General features: G+C 42.4%; 23 protein-coding genes. All 23 read right to left on the bottom strand.

Annotated elements, in window-relative coordinates:
* Position 1: 1 nt before the first annotated feature.
* A complete protein-coding gene (fliJ, locus tag AFK25_RS05665; RefSeq protein ID WP_019418416.1) occupies positions 2–445 on the bottom strand; it encodes a flagellar export protein FliJ in 444 nt (147 codons plus the stop codon).
* A 7-nt stretch (positions 446–452) separates the two neighbouring features.
* Entirely contained in the window at positions 453–1766 is a 1314-nt protein-coding gene (gene fliI, locus AFK25_RS05660; protein WP_019418415.1) for a flagellar protein export ATPase FliI, read from the bottom strand.
* Entirely contained in the window at positions 1763–2542 is a 780-nt protein-coding gene (gene fliH, locus AFK25_RS05655; protein ID WP_019418414.1) for a flagellar assembly protein FliH, read from the bottom strand. The genes fliI and fliH overlap by 4 nt, the downstream gene beginning before the upstream one ends.
* On the bottom strand, positions 2526–3545 hold the full coding sequence (gene fliG / locus AFK25_RS05650; RefSeq protein ID WP_019418413.1) for a flagellar motor switch protein FliG: 1020 nt from the start codon (positions 3543–3545) through the stop codon (positions 2526–2528). The genes fliH and fliG overlap by 17 nt, the downstream gene beginning before the upstream one ends.
* A gap of 13 nt (positions 3546–3558) precedes the next feature.
* On the bottom strand, positions 3559–5145 hold the full coding sequence (fliF, locus tag AFK25_RS05645) for a flagellar basal-body MS-ring/collar protein FliF (protein WP_019418412.1): 1587 nt from the start codon (positions 5143–5145) through the stop codon (positions 3559–3561).
* A 28-nt stretch (positions 5146–5173) separates the two neighbouring features.
* On the bottom strand, positions 5174–5461 hold the full coding sequence (fliE, locus tag AFK25_RS05640) for a flagellar hook-basal body complex protein FliE (protein ID WP_019418411.1): 288 nt from the start codon (positions 5459–5461) through the stop codon (positions 5174–5176).
* A gap of 11 nt (positions 5462–5472) precedes the next feature.
* On the bottom strand, positions 5473–5910 hold the full coding sequence (flgC, locus tag AFK25_RS05635; protein ID WP_019418410.1) for a flagellar basal body rod protein FlgC: 438 nt from the start codon (positions 5908–5910) through the stop codon (positions 5473–5475).
* Positions 5911–5913: 3 nt separating this feature from the next.
* Positions 5914–6294 (bottom strand): flagellar basal body rod protein FlgB, encoded by a 381-nt coding sequence (gene flgB, locus AFK25_RS05630; protein ID WP_035065865.1) that lies wholly within the window; start codon positions 6292–6294, stop codon positions 5914–5916.
* 146 nt (positions 6295–6440) lie between these two features.
* Positions 6441–7220: a GTP-sensing pleiotropic transcriptional regulator CodY gene (gene codY / locus AFK25_RS05625; protein WP_019418408.1), complete on the bottom strand. Its 780-nt coding sequence runs from the start codon at positions 7218–7220 to the stop codon at positions 6441–6443.
* 12 nt (positions 7221–7232) lie between these two features.
* On the bottom strand, positions 7233–8615 hold the full coding sequence (hslU, locus tag AFK25_RS05620; RefSeq protein WP_035065868.1) for an ATP-dependent protease ATPase subunit HslU: 1383 nt from the start codon (positions 8613–8615) through the stop codon (positions 7233–7235).
* 13 nt (positions 8616–8628) lie between these two features.
* The gene (hslV, locus tag AFK25_RS05615; protein WP_009732878.1) at positions 8629–9171 is read right to left on the bottom strand and encodes an ATP-dependent protease subunit HslV; all 543 of its coding nucleotides are present in this window, start codon (positions 9169–9171) and stop codon (positions 8629–8631) included.
* 15 nt (positions 9172–9186) lie between these two features.
* A complete protein-coding gene (xerC, locus tag AFK25_RS05610) occupies positions 9187–10089 on the bottom strand; it encodes a tyrosine recombinase XerC (RefSeq protein ID WP_019418406.1) in 903 nt (300 codons plus the stop codon).
* A gap of 60 nt (positions 10090–10149) precedes the next feature.
* Positions 10150–11448 (bottom strand): FADH(2)-oxidizing methylenetetrahydrofolate--tRNA-(uracil(54)-C(5))-methyltransferase TrmFO, encoded by a 1299-nt coding sequence (gene trmFO, locus AFK25_RS05605; protein ID WP_035065871.1) that lies wholly within the window; start codon positions 11446–11448, stop codon positions 10150–10152.
* Positions 11449–11493: 45 nt separating this feature from the next.
* Positions 11494–13563, bottom strand: coding sequence for a type I DNA topoisomerase (gene topA / locus AFK25_RS05600; RefSeq protein WP_035065874.1), 2070 nt, complete (start codon positions 13561–13563; stop codon positions 11494–11496).
* Between the two features lie 104 nt (positions 13564–13667).
* The gene (gene dprA, locus AFK25_RS05595) at positions 13668–14555 is read right to left on the bottom strand and encodes a DNA-processing protein DprA (RefSeq protein ID WP_035065877.1); all 888 of its coding nucleotides are present in this window, start codon (positions 14553–14555) and stop codon (positions 13668–13670) included.
* Between the two features lie 59 nt (positions 14556–14614).
* On the bottom strand, positions 14615–15517 hold the full coding sequence (gene sucD, locus AFK25_RS05590; protein WP_035065880.1) for a succinate--CoA ligase subunit alpha: 903 nt from the start codon (positions 15515–15517) through the stop codon (positions 14615–14617).
* A gap of 19 nt (positions 15518–15536) precedes the next feature.
* Entirely contained in the window at positions 15537–16697 is a 1161-nt protein-coding gene (gene sucC, locus AFK25_RS05585; protein WP_009732872.1) for an ADP-forming succinate--CoA ligase subunit beta, read from the bottom strand.
* A gap of 123 nt (positions 16698–16820) precedes the next feature.
* On the bottom strand, positions 16821–17087 hold the full coding sequence (locus AFK25_RS05580; RefSeq protein ID WP_035065883.1) for an EscU/YscU/HrcU family type III secretion system export apparatus switch protein: 267 nt from the start codon (positions 17085–17087) through the stop codon (positions 16821–16823).
* Positions 17084–18250: a hypothetical protein gene (locus AFK25_RS05575; protein ID WP_035065886.1), complete on the bottom strand. Its 1167-nt coding sequence runs from the start codon at positions 18248–18250 to the stop codon at positions 17084–17086. The genes AFK25_RS05580 and AFK25_RS05575 overlap by 4 nt, the downstream gene beginning before the upstream one ends.
* Before the next feature lies 1 nt (position 18251).
* Positions 18252–19016, bottom strand: coding sequence for a ribonuclease HII (locus AFK25_RS05570; RefSeq protein WP_035066043.1), 765 nt, complete (start codon positions 19014–19016; stop codon positions 18252–18254).
* A gap of 73 nt (positions 19017–19089) precedes the next feature.
* Positions 19090–19944: a ribosome biogenesis GTPase YlqF gene (ylqF, locus tag AFK25_RS05565; protein ID WP_205626206.1), complete on the bottom strand. Its 855-nt coding sequence runs from the start codon at positions 19942–19944 to the stop codon at positions 19090–19092.
* Between the two features lie 15 nt (positions 19945–19959).
* Positions 19960–20511, bottom strand: a complete 552-nt coding sequence (gene lepB / locus AFK25_RS05560) for a signal peptidase I (RefSeq protein WP_009732867.1) — start codon at positions 20509–20511, stop codon at positions 19960–19962.
* 72 nt (positions 20512–20583) lie between these two features.
* Positions 20584–20928, bottom strand: a complete 345-nt coding sequence (gene rplS / locus AFK25_RS05555; RefSeq protein WP_003394943.1) for a 50S ribosomal protein L19 — start codon at positions 20926–20928, stop codon at positions 20584–20586.
* Positions 20929–21047: the final 119 nt, after the last annotated feature.

Raw genomic sequence — 21047 nt, 5'->3', positions numbered from 1 at the left:
TTCACCTTGTCTCTCGATAGCAATATTGCTGTATTGAAATATCGTCCATCTGTTTTTGTTCTGCGATTCGCATTTGTGTCGCAACCATTTCGTCATATCTCTTTTTTATTTTTTCGTATTTTTTCACTTCTACATTTAATTCAACTAACTTCAGTTGTTTCAACTCCATTTGTTGACGGGCTTGCATAACAAGATGTTGATAATGGTCGATGACGCGTTGCAAATTGCTCATAAATTGTTGAAACGAACGAATATGTTGAATCGCTATCCCAGAGTGTAATTGTTGTTTATGTTGTTCCTCATAATCTTCTTTTTGCTTTAAGAAGTGGTATAGTTTTTCCGCCACCTCTTCAAAACGGTTACGTGCTTCTTCATATTCATGCAACGCCTTTTGTTTTTCATGTTCTTTTAAATTTAGAATTTTTGTTAATTTAAATGGTGTCATCGTTTATTCACCCTTGTTCAATAAGTTGAAACAACTGTTGAACGCTTTCGTTTATTGTGTATGATTCGTGCATATCTTGCTTTAAAAAAGAAATAATTTTTGGATAATAACGAATCGCTTCATCAATTTCCCGCGATGACCCTCGTTTGTACGCACCGATTTGAATTAAGTCTTCAGATTGAACGTATGTTGCTAACAACTCGCGCAACTTTTCCGCTACTTTTCGATGTTCTGGCGTTACGATGTAGTTCATGACGCGACTGACGCTTTTTAATACGTTAATTGCCGGATATTGACCTTTGTTTGCTAGTTGTCGTTCTAATACGAAATGTCCATCCAAAATACCACGAACTGTATCTGCAATCGGCTCGTTCATATCATCGCCGTCAACGAGCACCGTATAAAAAGCAGTAATCGTTCCGTGTTCATTCGTTCCCGTCCGCTCAAGCAGTTTTGGTAAAATAGCAAAAACAGACGGCGTATATCCTTTCGTTGTCGGTGGTTCTCCGACGGCTAGTCCGACTTCACGCTGCGCCATTGCAACGCGTGTAACGGAATCCATCATAAACATCACGTTCAATCCTTGATCTCGAAAATATTCGGCAATAGCTGTCGCTGTATACGCCCCTTTAATGCGCATGAGCGCTGGTTGATCGGACGTGGCAACAATGACAATGGAACGTTTTAACCCTTCTGAACCGAGGTCACGTTCAATAAACTCTCGCACTTCACGTCCGCGTTCTCCAATAAGAGCAATAATGTTTAAATCAGCGTTTGTGTTGCGGGCAATCATTCCCATTAATGTACTTTTTCCAACGCCAGACCCAGCAAAAATACCGACACGTTGCCCCTTTCCAACCGTAAGCAAACTGTCGATCATTTTCACGCCGACTTCAATGGGCTCCGCGATCGGTGGACGCGTCATCGGACTTGGCGGTTGGCGATCGATCGGAACAGCCGTCAGCCCTTTCGGAAGCGGCTGATGATCGAGCGGAGCACCTAATGCGTCAATAACACGTCCTACAAGCGCTGAACCGACTTTGATTTCGAGCGGGGCACCCGTTGCTTCGACAATGCACCCTGGTGCGATGTCTTGAACGGCTGCATACGGCATTAAAAGCACGTACTCGTCACGAAAGCCTACAACTTCTGCCTGAATTTTTTTCTTTTTTTTATGACCAATATGAATGTAGCACACATCCCCAATGGAACTTTCTGGTCCTTTTGCTTCAATCATTAAGCCGATGACGCGCGTCACTTTACCAAATCGTTTATACGGGTCGAGCAGTTCGATTTCATTGATGAGTGCTTGCCAGTTCATTCACTTGCCCCCTCGATTCGTTCGAGCAATTGTAACTTCAATTGCTCAAGTTGCGTGTCAACGCTTGCATCAATGCGACCAAAAGGCGATTCAACAATGCAACTTGTTTCAGCCAATGTGTCATCCGGGTAAATAAATAAATGAACATCTTGACTAAATAAAGCTTTCAGCTCATCTTTTTGGCGAATGACAACATCGTAGTAAGTCGGGTGAACATACATTTTCACTTCTTCATGTTCACGAACTTCTTTCATGACTTGTTTGACAAGACCGAGAAAATGTTCTTTATTTTCAGCGAGACGTTCACCGATAATTCGTTCCGCCACTTTGCACGCGATAAGCAAAATCGTTTCATCGGCCGACTGCAACATGTGATAAAATTGTTCATTTGCTGATTGCACGATTTGTTTCGCTTCTTGGATCTTTTCCATGTATTGTTGAAATCCGTCTCGGCGCCCTTGTTCTAACCCGATCGTATATCCTTCTTGACGCGCTTCCTTCACCCACCGATTTCGTTCTTCTTCCCATTGTCTTCGTTCTTCCGCAATTTGTTGTTGAACAGATGCGTAATACATATCGGCTTCTTGACGAATGTTTGCCGCTTCCTGTTCTGCTTGTTCAATGATCGTTTGTACGTGTGCTGTCATCGCTTCGTCATGTTGCTCATATTCCTCTTGTTGCACGTCTGGCAACACTTTTCTCACTTGAATGACTGCTCGTTGTTCTGTACACGTTCTAGCAAACGGGGCTTTAATCAATTTAGACAATAATATCATCCCCTCCACCTCGAGCAATAACGATTTCTCCAGCTTCTTCGAGACGACGAATAACAGCAACGATACGTGATTGTGCCTCCTCCACATCGCGAAGGCGAACTGGTCCCATAAATTCCATCTCTTCTTTAAACGTTTCAGCCATACGATTTGACATATTTCGGAAAATAACCTCTTTCACTTCATCACTAGATACCTTTAATGCGAGTAACAAGTCAGCGTTATCTGCTTCTCGAATAACACGCTGAATAGCACGATTATCAAGTGTAACAATATCTTCAAAGACAAACATGCGCTTTTTAATTTCTTCTGCTAATTCTGGGTCTTGAATTTCAAGCGCATCTAAAATCGTGCGCTCAGTTGCCCGATCAACACCATTTAACACTTCAACAACCGCTTCGATGCCACCAGCTTGCGTATAATCTTGGACTACTGTCGCCGACAGTTTTCTTTCTAGTATTTGCTCTACCTCGTTAATAATCTCTGGTGAAGTTCCATCCATAAGAGCAATTCTTCTTGCTACATCAGCCTGCATTTCTTGTGACAACGATGATAAAATCTGCCCTGCTTGCGCTGGATCCAAATACGATAACACGAGAGCGATTGTTTGAGGATGCTCATTTTGTAAAAAGTTTAAAATTTGAGTCGGATCCGCTTTGCGAGCAAAATCGAAAGGACGTACTTGCAACGCAGACGTTAGACGGTTAATTATATTCATCGCTTGATCTGGACCAAGTGCTTTTTCAAGAACTTGTTTTGCGTAAGCGATACCGCCTTGCGAAATATAGTCTTGTGCTAAAGCGATCTGGTGAAATTCTTCTAAAATGAATTCCTTTTTCTCGGCATCAACTTGGCGAACATTCGAAATTTCAAGTGTCAACTGCTCAATTTCTTCTTCAGACAAATGTTTATAAACAGATGCAGAAACATCTGGGCCAAGCGAAATGAGGAGAATGGCCGCTTTTTGTTTCCCTGTTAATTCACTTTTTTGATCGCGCTTTGCCATCCAATCCCCCCCTTTACTCTTCCATTAACCATGTTCTTAGCAATTTAGCGAACTCTTCTGGTTTTTCTTTTGCTAATTTTTCTAGTTGTTTACGGCGCAACGTTGCTTCTGTCTCCACTTCCTCATTTACATCTGGAATTTGTATGGCCACTTGTTCTTCTTGTAATAATAAATCGTCCATTTCCTCTCTTTTTCTTCTACGCAACCATAAAAAGATGATCAAAACAAGCAACAACACGATGACTCCGCCACCAACAATATATGCCCATGTCGGAATGATTGATGTTTGTTCGTCAAACTTCACTTTCCCATTAAATGGTTGGACCGAAACAACGACGCGGTTCTGTAAATCCGCTTCTGTCCATTGCTGAGCCATATCTTTATCGACTGATGTCCGCACAATCGTACCTAAAATTTTCGTTATATCATCTACCGTCTGGGCAGGAAGTGAATTCGGATCGTTTGGTTTTGGTGGCTCAACCATCACTTGAATGCCTAAATCTTTTATTTTATAAGGACTTGCTACAATTTCTCTTTTTATTCTATTAACCTCGTTATTAATTGTTTCTTCAATGCGCTCATAATCCCCGTTTGTCTCGCCATTTGCTCCTTCATATCCTGGTACGGCGTTTTCTCCCGTTCCTACTGTACCACCTGCTTGAGCTCCTTTGCCGGAAAACGTTTCAGTAATGCGCTGGACGCTTACTGCGATGCCTTCCATATTTTCTTTATCGACTGGCTCAACAAGCTCTTCTTGACGGTTTTCTTGCGTAAAATCCACGTCTGCTGTAACGGAAACGACAACTTTATCTTGTCCAATCATCGTTCCTAACATTTGTTGGACGCGGCGTTGAATGTCGCGCTCAATTTGTTGTTTCACTTCATATTGTTCAGCAAATGTTTTGCCTGACGAAAAATTTTCTTCATTTTTTAAATCAAAGTACTCAAAATATTGATTCATAATAACGATATTTTCAGTAGGAAGGTTCGGCACACTTTTGGAAACAAGGTGATATAGCGATTTAATTTGCTGTTCATTAAATTTATATCCCGCCTTGGTTTTCAACACAATGGACGCAGATGCCTCTTCCTGTTGGTCACCAACAAAGATGGTCGGCTGGGGTAGATTAATCATGACCTTTGCATCTTCTACCCCGTCGATACTTTTTATTAAATTAGCGAGTTCCGTTTGCATCGCCTCAATTTTCAACACGTTAAATTCATTATCCGTCATCCCGAAACCAGAGTTTTTTCCGAAAAATGAATAATCAATACTTCCGCTATCAGGAATGCCTTCTGCGGCTAATTCAACTTTTAATGTGTTAACAAGCTGTTCAGGCACTAAAATCGTCGTACCGTTATCGGTAATTTGTGACTTAATTCCCCGCTGATCAAGCGTCGCTTTAATTTGCCCTGCTTCTTGCGGGGATAAATTGCTATAGAGAGGAACAAAGTTCGTTCGCGTCGCAAAAAAAGCAGTGAGCGCAACAGCGACGATCAACGCCCCAATTAGTCCTATTGTCACAGCTTTTTGCTGTTTTGTTCTTTCGCTCCAAAACAATTTAAATCGTTCTATCACTTGCTTTAATCGTTCGTTCATACGCTTCCTCCGCTATCTCTTGAGGTCATTATACTTGCATTCTCATTACTTCTTGATACGCTTCAATCACTTTGTTACGCACTTCAAGAGCTAATTGAAGCGAAATACTCGCTTTTTGAGAGGCAATCATGACCGTATGTAAGTCAATATTTTCTCCTTTCACTAACTTAGTCGTTAGCTGATCTGATTCAATTTGCTGTCTATTTACTTCATTTATCGCCTCTTTTAAAAATTGTGAAAACGCCTGTTGTGCTTTCGCAGGCTCTATCGAGTGCGGCTGCGCGGCTGGCAATGCGCGTTGAATGCGATCAATCATCATTTTTCCTCCTATTTTCCGATTTCTAACGCCTTCATTAACATCCCTTTCGTGGCATTTAATACCGTCACGTTCGCCTCATATGAACGCGTGGCGCTCATTAAATCAACCATTTCTTTCAACGGATCGACGTTTGGTAACTGCACATATCCGTTTTCATCCGCATCGGGATGAGATGGATCATACACAAGTTTGAAAGGAGTCTGATCTTCGATAATTTTCGTCACTTTCACCCCGCCTGTTGATCGCTCGTTCATCGCTTGATTCAAAAAAGAAGAAAACGATTCGTTTGGTTGCATAACAACCATCTTTCGACGATACGGTTGCCACTTTCCATCGACCATTTTGGCACGTGTCGTATCGACGTTCGCCATATTTGCTGAAATGACATCCATGCGCAATCGTTGAGCAGTCAACGCAGAGGCAGACACATTAAAACTTTGAAACATGTATTATTTCCCCCCCTTAATGACTGTTCTTAAGGAGTTAAACTTTCCATTTAATCTTTCAACTAAAGCGTTATAATACATTTGATTTTTTGCTAAATCTGACATTTCTTTATCTAGATCGACATTATTCTTATTATGATTGTAAACAAGATCATTTTTAGTTGTCACGAAAAATTTGTTTGTGCGCCCTTTAAACTCAAAGTGACGAGGATCGGTACGATACGCTTGTAACGCTTGCTGAAATTCATTACGAAACTGAACATCTTTCGCTTGAAAGTTTGGTGTATCAACATTTGCAATATTGTTTGCGATCACTCTTTGCTTTAATGATGAATAATTCAATCCTTGTTCTAATATTTGGAACGTATTCGAAAACAATTCCACAGCATATTCCTCCTTATTCAGACACCGTTCGACAAAGCCATCTTTATTGTAAAAAATTATTTGTCGAATGTATATAGGGAAGAATGGACTATTTTTCACATACTTTAACAAAAAAGGCATCTTTGCGAGAAAGATGCCTGCTTTTTTTAATGATGTTTTAATTTTTCGAGTTCCGTTAAAAATTTATCGTTTAATACTTTAATGTACGTTCCTTTCATTCCGAGCGAGCGAGATTCAATGACTCCGGCACTTTCTAGTTTACGAAGTGCGTTAACAATGACTGAACGCGTAATGCCGACACGATCAGCAATTTTACTTGCAACGAGCAAGCCTTCTGTCCCATCTAATTCTTCGAAAATATGCTCGATTGCTTCTAATTCACTATATGAAAGAGAGCTGATCGCCATTTGCACGACTGCCTTGCTGCGCGCTTCTTCTTCAATTTCCTCTGCTTTTTCACGCAAAATTTCCATTCCAACAACTGTCGCTCCATATTCAGCTAAAATTAAATCATCATCGTGAAACTCTTTATCTAATCGAGATAAAATGAGCGTTCCAAGGCGTTCCCCGCCACCGATAATCGGCACGATCGTCGTTAAGCCATTTTTAAACAAGTCTTTATTTTCAATCGGAAATGCCGTATACTCACTATTAATATCGAGATTTGGCGATGTTTCTGTAATATTAAATAAGCTTTTCGTATACTCTTCTGGAAATTGACGATCCGCTAACATTTTTTTCATTCGTTCATTTTCAATCGTTTGTTTAATAGCAAAGCCGAGCAACTTTCCGCGACGGCTCACAACGAAAATGTTTGCTTCAATGACTTCACAAAGCGTTTCTGCCATCTCTTTAAAGTTCACAGGCTTTCCAGCCGCATTTTGCAGCATCGCATTAATTTTTCTCGTTTTTTCAAGTAAGTTCATATCGCATCCTCCTTATAAAATAAACTGACTTAAATCTTTATTTCTTACAATGTTCCCTAGTTTTTGTTCCACGTATTGTGGAGTAATAACGACCTTTTCAAGATGTACGTCTGGCGCTTCATACAATAAGTCTTCTAACAATTTTTCCATAATTGTATGAAGGCGACGTGCACCAATGTTATCCGTTTGTTGATTCACTTCAAAAGCGACTTCTGCGATTTTACGAATAGCATCGTCAGAAAATTCAAGTTGTATACCTTCTGTAGCAAGTAAAGCGATATACTGCTTTAAAAGCGCATTGTTCGGTTCAACTAATATTTTCACGAAATCATCTACGGTAAGTTTCATCAATTCAACGCGAATCGGAAAACGCCCTTGCAATTCTGGAATTAAGTCGGACGGTTTCGCCATATGAAACGCCCCAGCTGCAATAAATAAAATATAGTCCGTTTTGACCGGTCCGTATTTCGTCATGACGGTTGAACCTTCAACGATCGGTAAAATGTCGCGTTGCACACCTTCACGCGAAACGTCAGCTGATGAACCAACCTGCCCTTTCCGAGCAATTTTATCGATTTCGTCAATAAAAATGATGCCTGATTGTTCTGCTAGACGAATCGCTTCTTGCGTTACTTCGTCCATATCGATCAATTTTTGCGCTTCTTCGTTCGCAAGCACGTGGCGCGCTTCTTTTACTTTTAATTTTCGTTTTTTTCGCTTTTTCGGCATAAAGCTACTTAACATATCTTGCATATTTACGCCCATTTGCTCCATGCCAGCGCCTTGGAATAAGTCAAACATCATCGGTTGTTGCTCTTCGATCTCAACCGTCACTACTTCGTTTTCTAACTGCCCATTGGCCAATTGCCAAGCGACTTGTCTTCGTCTTTCGGCGAGTTGTTGATCTTCGCTGCCGTTTGTCGTTTGTTGTTCCACTGCCCCACCAAACAAAAGTTCAAACGGATTTTTCATTGGCTGTTTTGTTTTCCCAGGTACAAGCAGTTCAACAAGCCGTTTGTTCGCTAATTGCTCTGCTTGTTCTTTTACTTCGTTCATTTTTTTCTCTTTCACGATGCGCACAGACGTTTCAACGAGATCGCGCACCATCGATTCTACGTCGCGACCGACATAACCGACTTCCGTAAATTTCGTTGCCTCTACTTTTACGAACGGAGCGCCAACAAGTTTCGCTAATCGACGTGCAATTTCTGTTTTTCCAACACCCGTCGGTCCAATCATTAAAATGTTTTTCGGCACGACTTCATCGCGCAACTTTTCATCTAATAAACTGCGGCGATAACGATTTCTTAATGCGATCGCTACCGCTTTTTTTGCTTCATGCTGACCGACGATAAACTGATCAAGCTTTTCAACAATTTGTTTTGGCGTTAACATGCCGCTCCCTCCTCTACAGCTCTTCAACGATAATGCTATCGTTTGTGTACACGCAAATATCGCTCGCTACTTTTAATGCCGCTTCCGCAATTTGCTTCGCTGTTAAATGTTCACCTGCATACGTCTTCAATGCCCGACCAGCTGCTAACGCATAGTTACCACCGGAGCCAATCGCTAAAATGTTATCGTCTGGTTCAATGACTTCGCCTGTTCCAGAAATGAGCAACATATGTGTGGCATCCATGACGATTAACATCGCTTCTAATCGGCGCAACACTTTGTCGCTCCGCCACTCTTTCGCTAGCTCAACCGCTGCCCGTTGTAAATTTCCGTTGTATTCTTCTAACTTTCCTTCAAACATTTCAAACAGCGTAAACGCATCAGCTACCGCGCCTGCAAAACCAGCTAACACTTTGCCATGAAAAAGTTTACGAATTTTCCGCGCTGTATGTTTCATTACTACGGCATTGCCGAACGTTACTTGACCATCGCCCGCCATCGCTCCTTTTCCTTGATGGCGAATCGCAAAAATCGTCGTCGCATGAAATTGACTCATAACCCATCCTCCTTTTTATGCACGCGGGTGAGAATGTAAATAAACGTGGCGCAAATGATCTTTCGTTACATGTGTATACACTTGTGTTGACGAAAGATGCGCATGACCTAACAATTCTTGCACAGAACGTAAATCAGCACCTTCATTTAATAAATGCGTCGCAAACGTATGGCGAAACACATGGGGACTAACTTTCAAAGAAAGGGCAGCTTGTTCAACGATGTCGTTTAAAATGTGACGTACCCCTCTTGGCGTTAATGCTCCACCACGCGCATTTAAAAAAAGCACATCCGTTGGCGCTTTTGCTTTACTTACCAGTTGCTGACGTCCGTCTTGTATATATCGTTCAAGCGCTTCTTTTGCATACGTACCAAACGGGACATATCGCTGTTTATTTCCTTTTCCGTAAATTAAAATGGTACATACAGAGAAATCAATGTGCGATAAGCGAATGTTACAACATTCACTTACACGAACACCTGTTGCGTATAATAGTTCAATGATCGCTTGGTTTCGTTGACCGATCGCTGTATTCAAATCATTGACAACAAACAACTGTTCTAATTCATCTGGATACAAAAAATGTGGAATTTTCTGTTCTTTTTTCGGCAACGATGCAAGCGCAAACGGATTTTCAGAAACGATTTTCTCCCGCATTAAAAATTTATAAAAGCTGCGCAAGCTCGACATTTTCCGGGCAATCGAACGGCTTGATTGCTGACGTTTATGAAGCTCTGTTAAAAACAAGCGAACGTCGCTGTAAGACACTTCTTGCAACTGTTTAACTTGTTCGCGCTCCATAAATTCAAAAAATTCGCCAATATCATGCTTATAACACGCAATTGTATATTCTGAATAATTTTTTTCTATTTGTAAATATTCAATGAACAAATTTAACGTAAAATTCACATTTTCCATTCGATCACCTCACAAGAGCTACTAAATAGTAGCACAATTTAGTAGCTCTTGCAACGAATTTCACCATTTTTTTAAAAAATTCCGAATCGTTTCTAATGCCCGTTGTGCATATCGTTCATTCTTTTTCTTTTTATCTTTCATTGGCTCGTCGAGCGGTGCGAATAAACCGAAATTCGCATTCATCGGTTGAAAATGTTTCGGATTCGCCGATGTAATATAATGCGCCATGCTTCCAATGGCCGTTTCTTGTGGAAATACGACAAGTTCTTTTCCGAACACATAGTGCGCAGCATTGATCCCCGCCACAAGTCCTGATGCCGCTGACTCGACATATCCTTCGACCCCGGTCATTTGTCCTGCAAAAAATAAATCTTCTCTTTCTTTATATTGATATGTCGGTTTTAATAACTTCGGCGAATTAATAAACGTATTACGGTGCATGACACCATATCGTACAATTTCTGCTTGCTCAAGCCCTGGAATGAGGCGAATGACTTCTTTTTGCGCCCCCCATTTTAAATGCGTTTGAAAACCGACAATATTGTACAACGTTCCTGCAGCATCATCTTGACGAAGCTGGACGACAGCAAAAGGACGTTTGCCTGTACGCGGATCTTCTAAGCCGACAGGTTTCATTGGTCCAAACAACAACGTCTTTTTTCCGCGTCGCGCCATCACTTCAATTGGCATACATCCTTCAAAATAAATTTCTTTTTCAAACTCTTTTAAAGGTACTGTTTCAGCAGAAATGAGCGCATCATAAAATCGTTCGAACTCCTCTTCTGTCATCGGACAATTAATGTATGCTGCTTCCCCTTTGTCGTAGCGGGACTTTATATACACTTTTTCCATATCAATGCTTTCTTTCTCAACAATCGGTGCAGCCGCATCGTAAAAATATAAATATTCTTCCCCTGTCAACGCCTTAAGCTGTTCCGAAAGCGGCTGCGATGTTAACGGACCTGTCGCAATAATCGTTGGGCCTGTTGGAATGGTTGTTACTTCTTCGCGCACAACCGTCACATTCGGATGATTCGCTACCATGTCTGTGACTTTCGCCGCAAATTCGTGACGGTCGACAGCTAAAGCTCCACCAGCGGGCACGGAACAAGAGTCCGCTGCTTTCATAATGACGGAATCTAACCGACGCATTTCTTCTTTTAATACACCGACTGCATTCGTTAACGTATTTGCGCGAAGAGAATTGCTGCATACAAGTTCTGCAAACTTGTCTGTATGATGCGCAGGGGTTTGTTTCACCGGGCGCATTTCATATAATTTGACGCGAATGCCGCGCTTCGCGAGTTGCCATGCCGCCTCACTTCCTGCTAATCCTGCTCCAATGACTGTTACTTCCATCTATATTCCCTCCTCGATAAAATGGGTGAGGGTATTCGCCTCACCTTACTGTTGTTCGTTATATTCACATTGTGTACATTGAATGTGCACGCTCTTTTTCCCTTTTTTCTCAACGAGCATGCCACCGCATTTTGGACACGGTCGATTGATCGGTTTATCCCATGAAACGAAGTCGCATGTTGGGAAACGATCGCAACCATAAAACATGCGCTTCTTTTTGCTTTTTCGTTCGACGATATTTCCTTCATGACAGCGCGGACATGTCACACCGATATGTTTGACGATCGCTTTTGTATTGCGACATTGCGGGAAATTTGAACAAGCGATAAACTTTCCGAAGCGCCCCATTTTGTACACCATTGGGCTTCCGCATACATCGCAATCGACATCCGCTGATTCATCTGCTATTTCGACTTTTTCCATTTCAACTTCAGCCACTTTTAACCGCTTTTCAAACTCGCGATAAAATTCGTCAATGATGCGTACCCATTCTACTTTCCCTTCTTCAATGTCATCTAAGTTTTTTTCCATTTTTGCTGTAAACTCGACATCTAAAATTTCCGGGAAAAATTGCATCATTAAATCAAGGACAATTTCCCCAAGCTCTGTTGGAACGAATCGTTTGTTCTCAAGCGTCACATAATTGCGTTTTTGAATCGTATCGAGCGTCGGAGCGTATGTCGATGGACGACCGATGCCGAGCTCTTCTAACGTCTTGACAAGGCGCGCTTCCGTATAACGTGGTGGCGGCTGTGTAAAATGTTGCTTTCCTTCAATATCTTTACTAAATACGCGCTCCCCTTCAACAAAATCTGGCAGTAATCGTTGTTGTTCATCTTTCGGATCGTCTGTTCCTTCCACATATACTTTCATAAAGCCTAGAAATTTGACTGTCGAGCCAGTCGCACGAAAGACGACCGAACCGTTTGAAAGCTCGACCGCGACCGTATCGAGCACAGCTGGGGCCATTTGGCTAGCGATAAAGCGCTCCCAAATCAGTTTGTATAGCTGATATTGATCGCGTGTCACATGCGGTTTAATGGCGCTCGGATGACGCCAGACGGACGTTGGGCGAATTGCTTCGTGCGCATCTTGCGCGTTCGCCTTTTGTTTTTCTTTTCTTTTTTCTGTTGCTACATATGATGTACCGAACGTCTGTTCAATATACTGAATCGCCTCTTGTTGAGCGCTTTCTGATACACGCGTGGAGTCTGTACGCATATATGTAATTAAACCGACAGTTCCTTCGCTTCCAAGATCAATTCCTTCGTATAGCTGTTGTGCGACCATCATCGTCTTTTTCGTGCGAAAATTCAACTTCCGTGCAGCCTCTTGTTGTAATGACGATGTAATGAACGGGGCGACCGGATTGCGCTTTCGCTCTTTTTTCGTTACCGCTGTGACGACAAATTCATTCCCTTGTATATGGCTTAACACATGTTGTACATCTTGTTCTGCTTTTAAATCGATCGTTTCGTTGTCTAGCCGATAAAATTGCGCTTCAAATGTGTCATTGCCTTTGACAAACGTCCCTTGAATCGTCCAATATTCTTCTGGTTGAAACGATTGAACTTCTTTTTCACGATCAATAATTAAGCGAAGCGCAACAGATTGCACACGCCCTGCGCTTAACCCTTTTTTTACTTTTTTCCAAAGCAACGGGCTAATGTTGTAGCCGACAAGGCGATCGAGCACGCGCCGCGCTTGTTGTGCATGAACTAAATGCATATTAATGGCGCGCGGTTGTTCAAACGACTGTTTAATCGCATCTTTTGTAATTTCGTTAAATACAACGCGACATGGGGAGTCGGTATTTAAATCAAGCAAATGTGCTAAATGCCAAGCGATCGCTTCCCCTTCGCGATCCGGGTCGGCTGCAAGAAATACTTTTTTTGCTTTTTTCGCTGCTGTTTTCAACTCTTTGATGACCGAACCTTTGCCACGAATCGTAATATACTTCGGTTCATAATCGTTTTGTATATCAACGCCCATTTGACTTTTTGGCAAATCGCGCACATGCCCCATCGATGCTTTTACTTTATACTTTTTTCCTAAGTATCTTTCAATCGTTTTCGCCTTTGCTGGCGACTCTACAATGACTAAGTAGTCTGACATCATTTTGTCCTCCCTTAAGAGGTAATTCGTAAAATAAAATCTTCATTATTATTAATGATGATTCGTTCATTTGTCAAACATCATTTTTCGATTTTTTCTTTCGCTCATGTAAAAAGATGTCGAAATTCCTCTTCGATATCGTCGCTTGATAAGATTAATTTCGCTCCTTGTTGGATTAAGCGATTCGTTCCGTGCGCTTCTTTTGTCGTGATGTCACCTGGGATTGCAAACACTTCCCTTCCTTGTTGTAGCGCAAAATGAGCAGTAATTAGTGAGCCGCTTCGCTCTTTCGCCTGCACGACAACCGTGCCAACAGACAAACCGCTAATGATCCGGTTGCGCATTGGAAAATGCCATGTTTGTGGGCGAACAAACGGCGGGTACTCAGAAATAACGAGTTGGGTTGTCGCTAATTGTCGAAATAATGATTCATTTTCAGGAGGATATATATAACGCAATCCCCCTGCCATGACCGCAATTGTTTCACCGTTATGGCGTAAACATAAACGATGCGCTTCGGCATCGACACCTTTCGCTAATCCGCTCACAATGACCCACCCGCGTTCAATGAGCGGCGGAAAAACGATGTGCATCGCTGCAATTCCTTGACGGGTTGGTGTTCGTGTCCCGACGACGCTTATTAATTTTTTTCGCTTCAATAATTGCACGTTTCCTTTCGCATATAGTACCCATGGCGGATCATATATATGTTTAAGCCACTCTGGGTATTCGTCGTCCTTCATTGTTACAATATGAATGTTTTGCTCCTCATATGTTTTTATCATACGTTTCAATTTGTGACAATGCAAATCATGGAAAAAAGCAGCGAAATGTTTTTCGGGGATTGTCAGTAATCGTTGAAGTTGCTGAGAAGAAAGATGAAAAATAGAGGCAAGGGATGGATCAACATCAAGTAAGCGCGCGATGCTTTTCCATCCGATCCCACGACAATGATGCAAATGAATAAGCCTTTCGCGATCTGTATCGTACATCATATCCCTCCTTTGTATAAAAATCGTCCTAAGGTCTGCTCCTTAGGACGATTGAACGATTAATGTGTTTTACACTTCTCGTATAAACCGCGTTCTTTTAATACAGAGATGAGCGTTTCGCCGATCACAGATGGCGTTTCAGCCACTTTAATGCCGCATGCTGTCATCGTTTGAATTTTTTCTGCGGCTGTTCCTTTGCCCCCAGAAATGATCGCACCAGCATGTCCCATGCGCTTTCCTGGAGGAGCTGTTTGTCCACCAATAAAGCCGACAACCGGCTTTGTCATGTTCGCTTTCACCCATTCTGCCGCTTCTTCTTCTGCTGTTCCACCAATTTCACCGATCATAATGACCGCATATGTGTCTTCATCTTCGTTAAACGCCTTTAATACGTCGATAAAGTTTGTCCCGTTCACTGGGTCACCACCAATGCCAACGGCCGTCGATTGACCGATGCCTGCTTGTGTTAATTGGTGAACCGCTTCGTACGTTAACGTACCAGAGCGCGAAACGATACCGACGTGACCTTTTTTATGAATGTAACCTGGCATAATGCCGATTTTACATTCTTCTGGCGTGATGACGCCAGGGCAGTTCGGACCGATGAGGCGCGTTTTCTTGCCTTCCATATAGCACTTGACTTTCACCATATCCAATACAGGAATGCCTTCTGTAATACAAACAACTAAGTCGATTTCTGCATCAACAGCTTCCATAATCGCATCCGCAGCAAATGCCGGCGGAACATAGATGACAGAAGCGTTCGCTCCTGTTTTTTCAACCGCTTCAGACACCGTATCAAATACAGGCACACCTTCCACTTCTGTTCCACCTTTTCCTGGTGTGACACCACCAACGATGTTTGTGCCGTATTCGATCATTTGTTTTGTATGGAACAATCCTTGTGAACCTGTAATTCCTTGCACGATTACTTTCGTATCTTTATTAACAAAAACGCTCACGTTTCTCCCATCCCTTCTATTAGCTTACTAGCGAAACGATTTTTTGCGCGCCGTCTGCCATCGATTCAGCGGCTGTAATGTTTAGTCCAGACTGTTCTAAAATCTTTTTGCCTAATTCGACGTTTGTTCCTTCTAAACGAACGACGAGCGGAAGGTTTAAACCGACTTGTTTTGTCGCTTCAACAATACCGTTTGCGATCACGTCGCATTTCATAATGCCTCCGAAAATGTTTACGAAAATGCCTTTTACTTTCGGATCAGATAAAATGATTTTAAATGCTTCCGTTACTTTCTCTGTCGTCGCACCGCCACCAACATCTAAAAAGTTCGCTGGTTCGCCGCCATAATATTTAATAATGTCCATTGTCGCCATCGCTAAGCCTGCACCGTTTACCATGCAGCCGATGTTTCCATCAAGCGAAATGTAGTTTAAATCATATTTTGATGCTTCAATTTCTTTTGGATCTTCTTCGTCTAAATCGCGATATTCTAAAATGTCTTTATGGCGATATAACGCGTTAGAATCAAAGTTTAACTTCGCATCAAGCGCCATGACTTTTCCGTCTCCTGTAACAACGAGCGGGTTAATTTCAGCGATCGAGCAATCTTTTTCGACGAACACTTGATATAAGCCTAACATAAATTTGACCGCTTGATTGACAAGCTCTTTTGGAATGTTGATGTTAAACGCCATGCGACGCGCTTGAAACGCTTGTAAGCCGACAGCTGGGTCAATGTACTCTTTAAAAATTTTCTCTGGCGTTTTTGCCGCTACTTCTTCAATTTCTGTTCCACCTTCTTCAGATCCCATTAAAACAACGCGGGATGTTGCACGGTCAACAACAAGTCCAATGTAATATTCTTTTTTAATGTCGCATCCTTCTTCGATAAGAAGACGTTTTACTTCTTTTCCTTCTGGACCTGTTTGATGCGTAACAAGCACTTTTCCTAATAGCTCACTCGCATATGTACGAACTTCTTCTAAACTTTTCGCGACTTTTACACCCCCTGCTTTTCCGCGACCGCCGGCATGAATTTGCGCTTTGACGACACAAACGCTACTGCCAAGCTCTTTCGCCGCCTCGACCGCTTCTTCAACCGTAAACGCTACACGGCCGTTCGGCACGCTCACTCCGTAGCTTCTGAGGATCTCTTTTCCTTGATACTCATGAATATTCATACCCCATCCTCCTATGTATAAAAATAAAAGTACTAGCGCTTTCATTGTATAATGATACTTTGTCAGTTGTCTACCATTTAGACAGAAAATTCTTTAACAAAAGAAAAAGAAGCGACGGTCACTTCACGAGCGCTCCTCTACCTTCTTTTCTATTTGATAAATAAATGCAAATACTTCAGCAACGACTTTGTACAGCTCCTCTGGAATCGTTTCGTTTACTTGTAATTGACTAAGCATCATAGCGAGCGTTTGATCTTCGTAAATCGGGACGTCGTATTGTTTCGCGCGTTCAATGATACGCTCGGCAACCATTCCTTCCCCTTTTGCCACAACGACAGGGGCAATATGTTGTTCGTTGTACGACAAAGCAACGGCACGTTTTCGTTTCATACGCGATAATCGACTCCTTTATAAGAAAATGGTTCAACAAGTAACCGTTCGCTTCGCTTGTTCATCGGCGGTTTAACGGAAACAGCAGAAAGCGTGTAGCCATGTTCAGCAAGCTTCTCCTTTAGTGCCGGCTCAAGGGCGGATGCGTACAGTTCTACATGGGGCGTGTCGTTAATGATCGAAATATGAACGATGCGTTGTTGAATATGAACGTCTACAATCGTTTCTTTTAACGTCGCCATCGTCAAATAAAATAAAATGCGACAATAGTCTGTATCCATTTTTCCGTTTTCTCGTTGTTTTCCGCGCCATTGAATCGTCACATCTGTTGCATGCGTCCCGATGAGTAACGGAAATTGAGTAAATATATGTTGGAGAGAATGGTTGTTTGTTGATAACAACTGATATGCTTTCATCCGATCAAGTAATGAGGTGATCTCCGCTTTTAACTCACCTGTTGCTTCTTCTGCTGCTGTTTGCAATAAAGCGAGCCATTCATCTTGTTGTTTCATCGTCTCTTCAAGCAGTTGTTGAATATGTTCAGGCGAAAAAGAAGAAAGCGTGGGCATATGGCGTAAATAGGAAGAAAGTGTCGCTAACGTTCCTTTTGGATGAGCACGATCAATAAGCGCCGCAAGCATAAGCCGCTGTTCATATAGCGGCTGATCATGCTGTAAAGTGACGAGCGCACGAAACACATCGTCGTGAAGCGGCAAATTGTGCATCAACAGCCATTTGATTGCTTGCACCTCTTTTTCACCGCCTGTTCGCAACCAGTGCCGAATGAGCGCCATGTCGTTCTTTTTAAACGAAAATGATTCATTCATCATCCAACGAACGAGCGCTTTCGTTTGTTCATTCTCTGGTAGACGAAAATGACGAATGACGCTTTCTTCATCTGTCAGCTTTGCTGGACGAGGCAATATGTTCAGCTCAAGCGGCATCGTCTTTCGCACTTGAAATGTATAGGATCCGCCTTCTTTAACAGGTGAATGCAATTCTGCTGTCAGCGTATAACCTCCGATGCGAACGAGCGCCGTTTGATCTTCATTGATTTTTTCGATTTTTCCGTAAATCATGTCGCCAACTTGAAACGTCGATCCTTTTGGCAAGCGGACCGTCTGCCTATCGTCAAATAACGTGCGCATCCATTGGACGTTCATTTCATTCCCCTCGTTTCATTCGCTCACGAATTGGCGCAAAAGAACGTCGATGTTCTTCAATGACACCATATCGTTCAACCGCTTGGATATGCGCTTTCGTTCCGTATCCCATATGTTTCTCAAATCCATATTGTGGATATTTCTCACCTAGTTGTTTCATCATCCGATCGCGCGTCACTTTCGCTATAATGGAGCTTGCAGCAATGGATGCACTATGCGCATCTCCTTTAATGATGGATGTTTGCGGAATCGATAGCGGAATGTGCATCGCATCAATAAGCAAATGTTCGGGAGCGATCGCAAGCGCTTGGACGGCTTGCACCATCGCTTTTTTCGTCGCTTCGTAAATGTTTAGCTCGTCAATTTCACGGGCGCTCACTATGCCGATGCCGATCGCAAGCGCCGTTTGCTGAATGACAGAAAACAATTGCTCTCGCTTCGTTTCCGATAGTTTTTTCGAATCGTCCAAATGAGGTAAAAAAACGTCTTTCGGCAAAATGACCGCAGCGGCAACAACTGGGCCAGCGAGCGGACCGCGTCCCACCTCATCTACGCCAGCGATGTAGCGCACGCCTTTTTCATATAGCGCCTGCTCATATTGCAACATATGCGAAAAACGTTCCCGTTCGCGTTTTTCTGTTTCTTTTTGTTTATACCATTGTTGAACGAGGCGTTGGACGCCTTTTCGCTCATCGTGTAATAGTTGTTGAAACCATTCATCTGTTTCATCACAAATCGTTTGTAATCGTTGTTTGATCTCTTGCATATTCACACTCGATCACTCCTTATATCCTATATCGGCAAATTGGCAAAAAAATAAAGGCCCGCTTATGCGAACCTTACAGGCGATCAAAACTGAGCCGTCCTAATTTTTCTGTGCGAATATCGCGCAACACAAGCTCAGCTACTTTATCGTAATCTACGACGCCTCCTGCAGCTAAACAGCCTCGTCTTTTTCCGATTTCATCAAACAATACAACGATATCTTCTGGAATATCCGAAAGCGCGTACCGTTCTTTTAAACGCTCAGGATAATAAGCAGCTAAAAAGCGTAACGCGTATACAGCGACGTCTTGTAAATTTAAAATCGTATCTTTAATTGCCCCTGTTGTCGCAAGCTTGAATCCGACTTCTTCGTCTTCAAACTTCGGCCATAAAATCCCTGGCGTATCAAGCAGCTCAAGTTCTTTGCCGACTTTAATCCATTGTTGCGCTTTCGTCACTCCTGGTGTATCGCCCGTTTTCGCGATATGTTTTCCTGCTAGTCGGTTAATGAGCGTCGATTTTCCGACGTTTGGAATACCGACAATTAACGCGCGCATCGCGCGAGGACGTTTAATTCCTTTAGCCATCATTTTTTCAAACTTTGGGCGCAACTTCTCTTTTGCGACCGTCACAATTTGCTTCACGCCCGTTCCGCTTTGTGAGTCGATCGCAATCGCTTCGATTTGTTGCGTGGCGAAAAATTCAATCCATTGCTTTGTGACGTCTGGATCAGCCATATCCGCTTTATTTAACAACATCATGCGCGGCTTATTGGCGATGATTTCATCAATTAACGGATTGCGGGATGACATCGGAATGCGCGCATCGACAAGTTCAAATACGATATCAATGAGCTTTAATTTTTCTGTTACTTCTCGTTTCGCCTTCGCCATATGGCCGGGAAACCATTGAATCGTCATCGTTGCCACCTACTTTGTATGATGTTATTCAACAATTCGCGCATCAGAAAGGGGCCAATAGACGACCGACGTTTTGCCTACAACTTTATCCATTGGAATAAAGCCGATATGCCGGCTATCTTTGCTGTAGCGACGATTATCTCCGAGCACGAATAAATGACCTTCTGGAACCGTTTTTCGTCCCCATAGTTCTTCAAGTGTAAACGATTCTGTTAGCGGCCCATCAAATACTTGCTTTTTCTCTTCGTCTAAATAAGGCTCTTTATACGGCTTTCCGTTAACATATAACGTATCATTTTTATATTCAATGCGATCGCCCGGCAGCCCAATGACGCGCTTAATATAGTCTTTTCCTTCTTCTGCATGAAACACAATAATATCAAATCGTTCTGGTTCGCCAATTTTGTATGCCACTTTATTCACGATCATACGATCTTGGTTATGTAATGTCGGCATCATCGATTCCCCTTCAACGATAATCGGGGCAAAAATAAAATAGCGAATACCTCCTGCTAACGCCACCGCAATAACAATTGCTTTTAGCCATTCAAACCATTCGTTTTTTTGTTTTTCCATCCTTCTCCCACCTATATGATGAATGTTGAAAAAGGAGCTTGATGATCAAGCTCCTCGCAATCATGTCTTTTGTTAGATGATTTCTTTGATGCGTGCTGCTTTACCGCGGAGTTGACGCAAGTAGTACAATTTCGCGCGACGAACTTTACCGCGACGAACAACTTCTAATTTCGCAATCTTCGGCGTGTGTAATGGGAATGTACGCTCAACACCTACACCGTAAGATACTTTACGTACTGTAAATGTTTCGCTAATTCCACCACCACGACGCTTGATGACAACGCCCTCAAATACTTGAATACGCTCACGGTTTCCTTCTACTACTTTTACGTGAACGCGCACTGTGTCACCAGGGCGGAACTCAGGAAGATCGTTACGTAGTTGTTCTTTTGTAATTTCTTGAATTAAATGATGCATCATATTCATCTCCTTCCAACAGATGCTCATGCTTATGTTTATCGTTCATAGCAGCGGAACATCGTTTTACGTGCGACGTAAGTCACAACGTTTATACTAGCATAAAGATGTATCGGATG

The organism is Anoxybacillus gonensis (genome assembly GCF_001187595.1).
GTDB classification, from domain to species: Bacteria; Bacillota; Bacilli; order Bacillales; family Anoxybacillaceae; genus Anoxybacillus; species Anoxybacillus gonensis.
The sequence above is the reverse complement of the archived record's forward strand: the minus strand, read 5'-3'. Positions and strand labels throughout refer to the sequence as shown.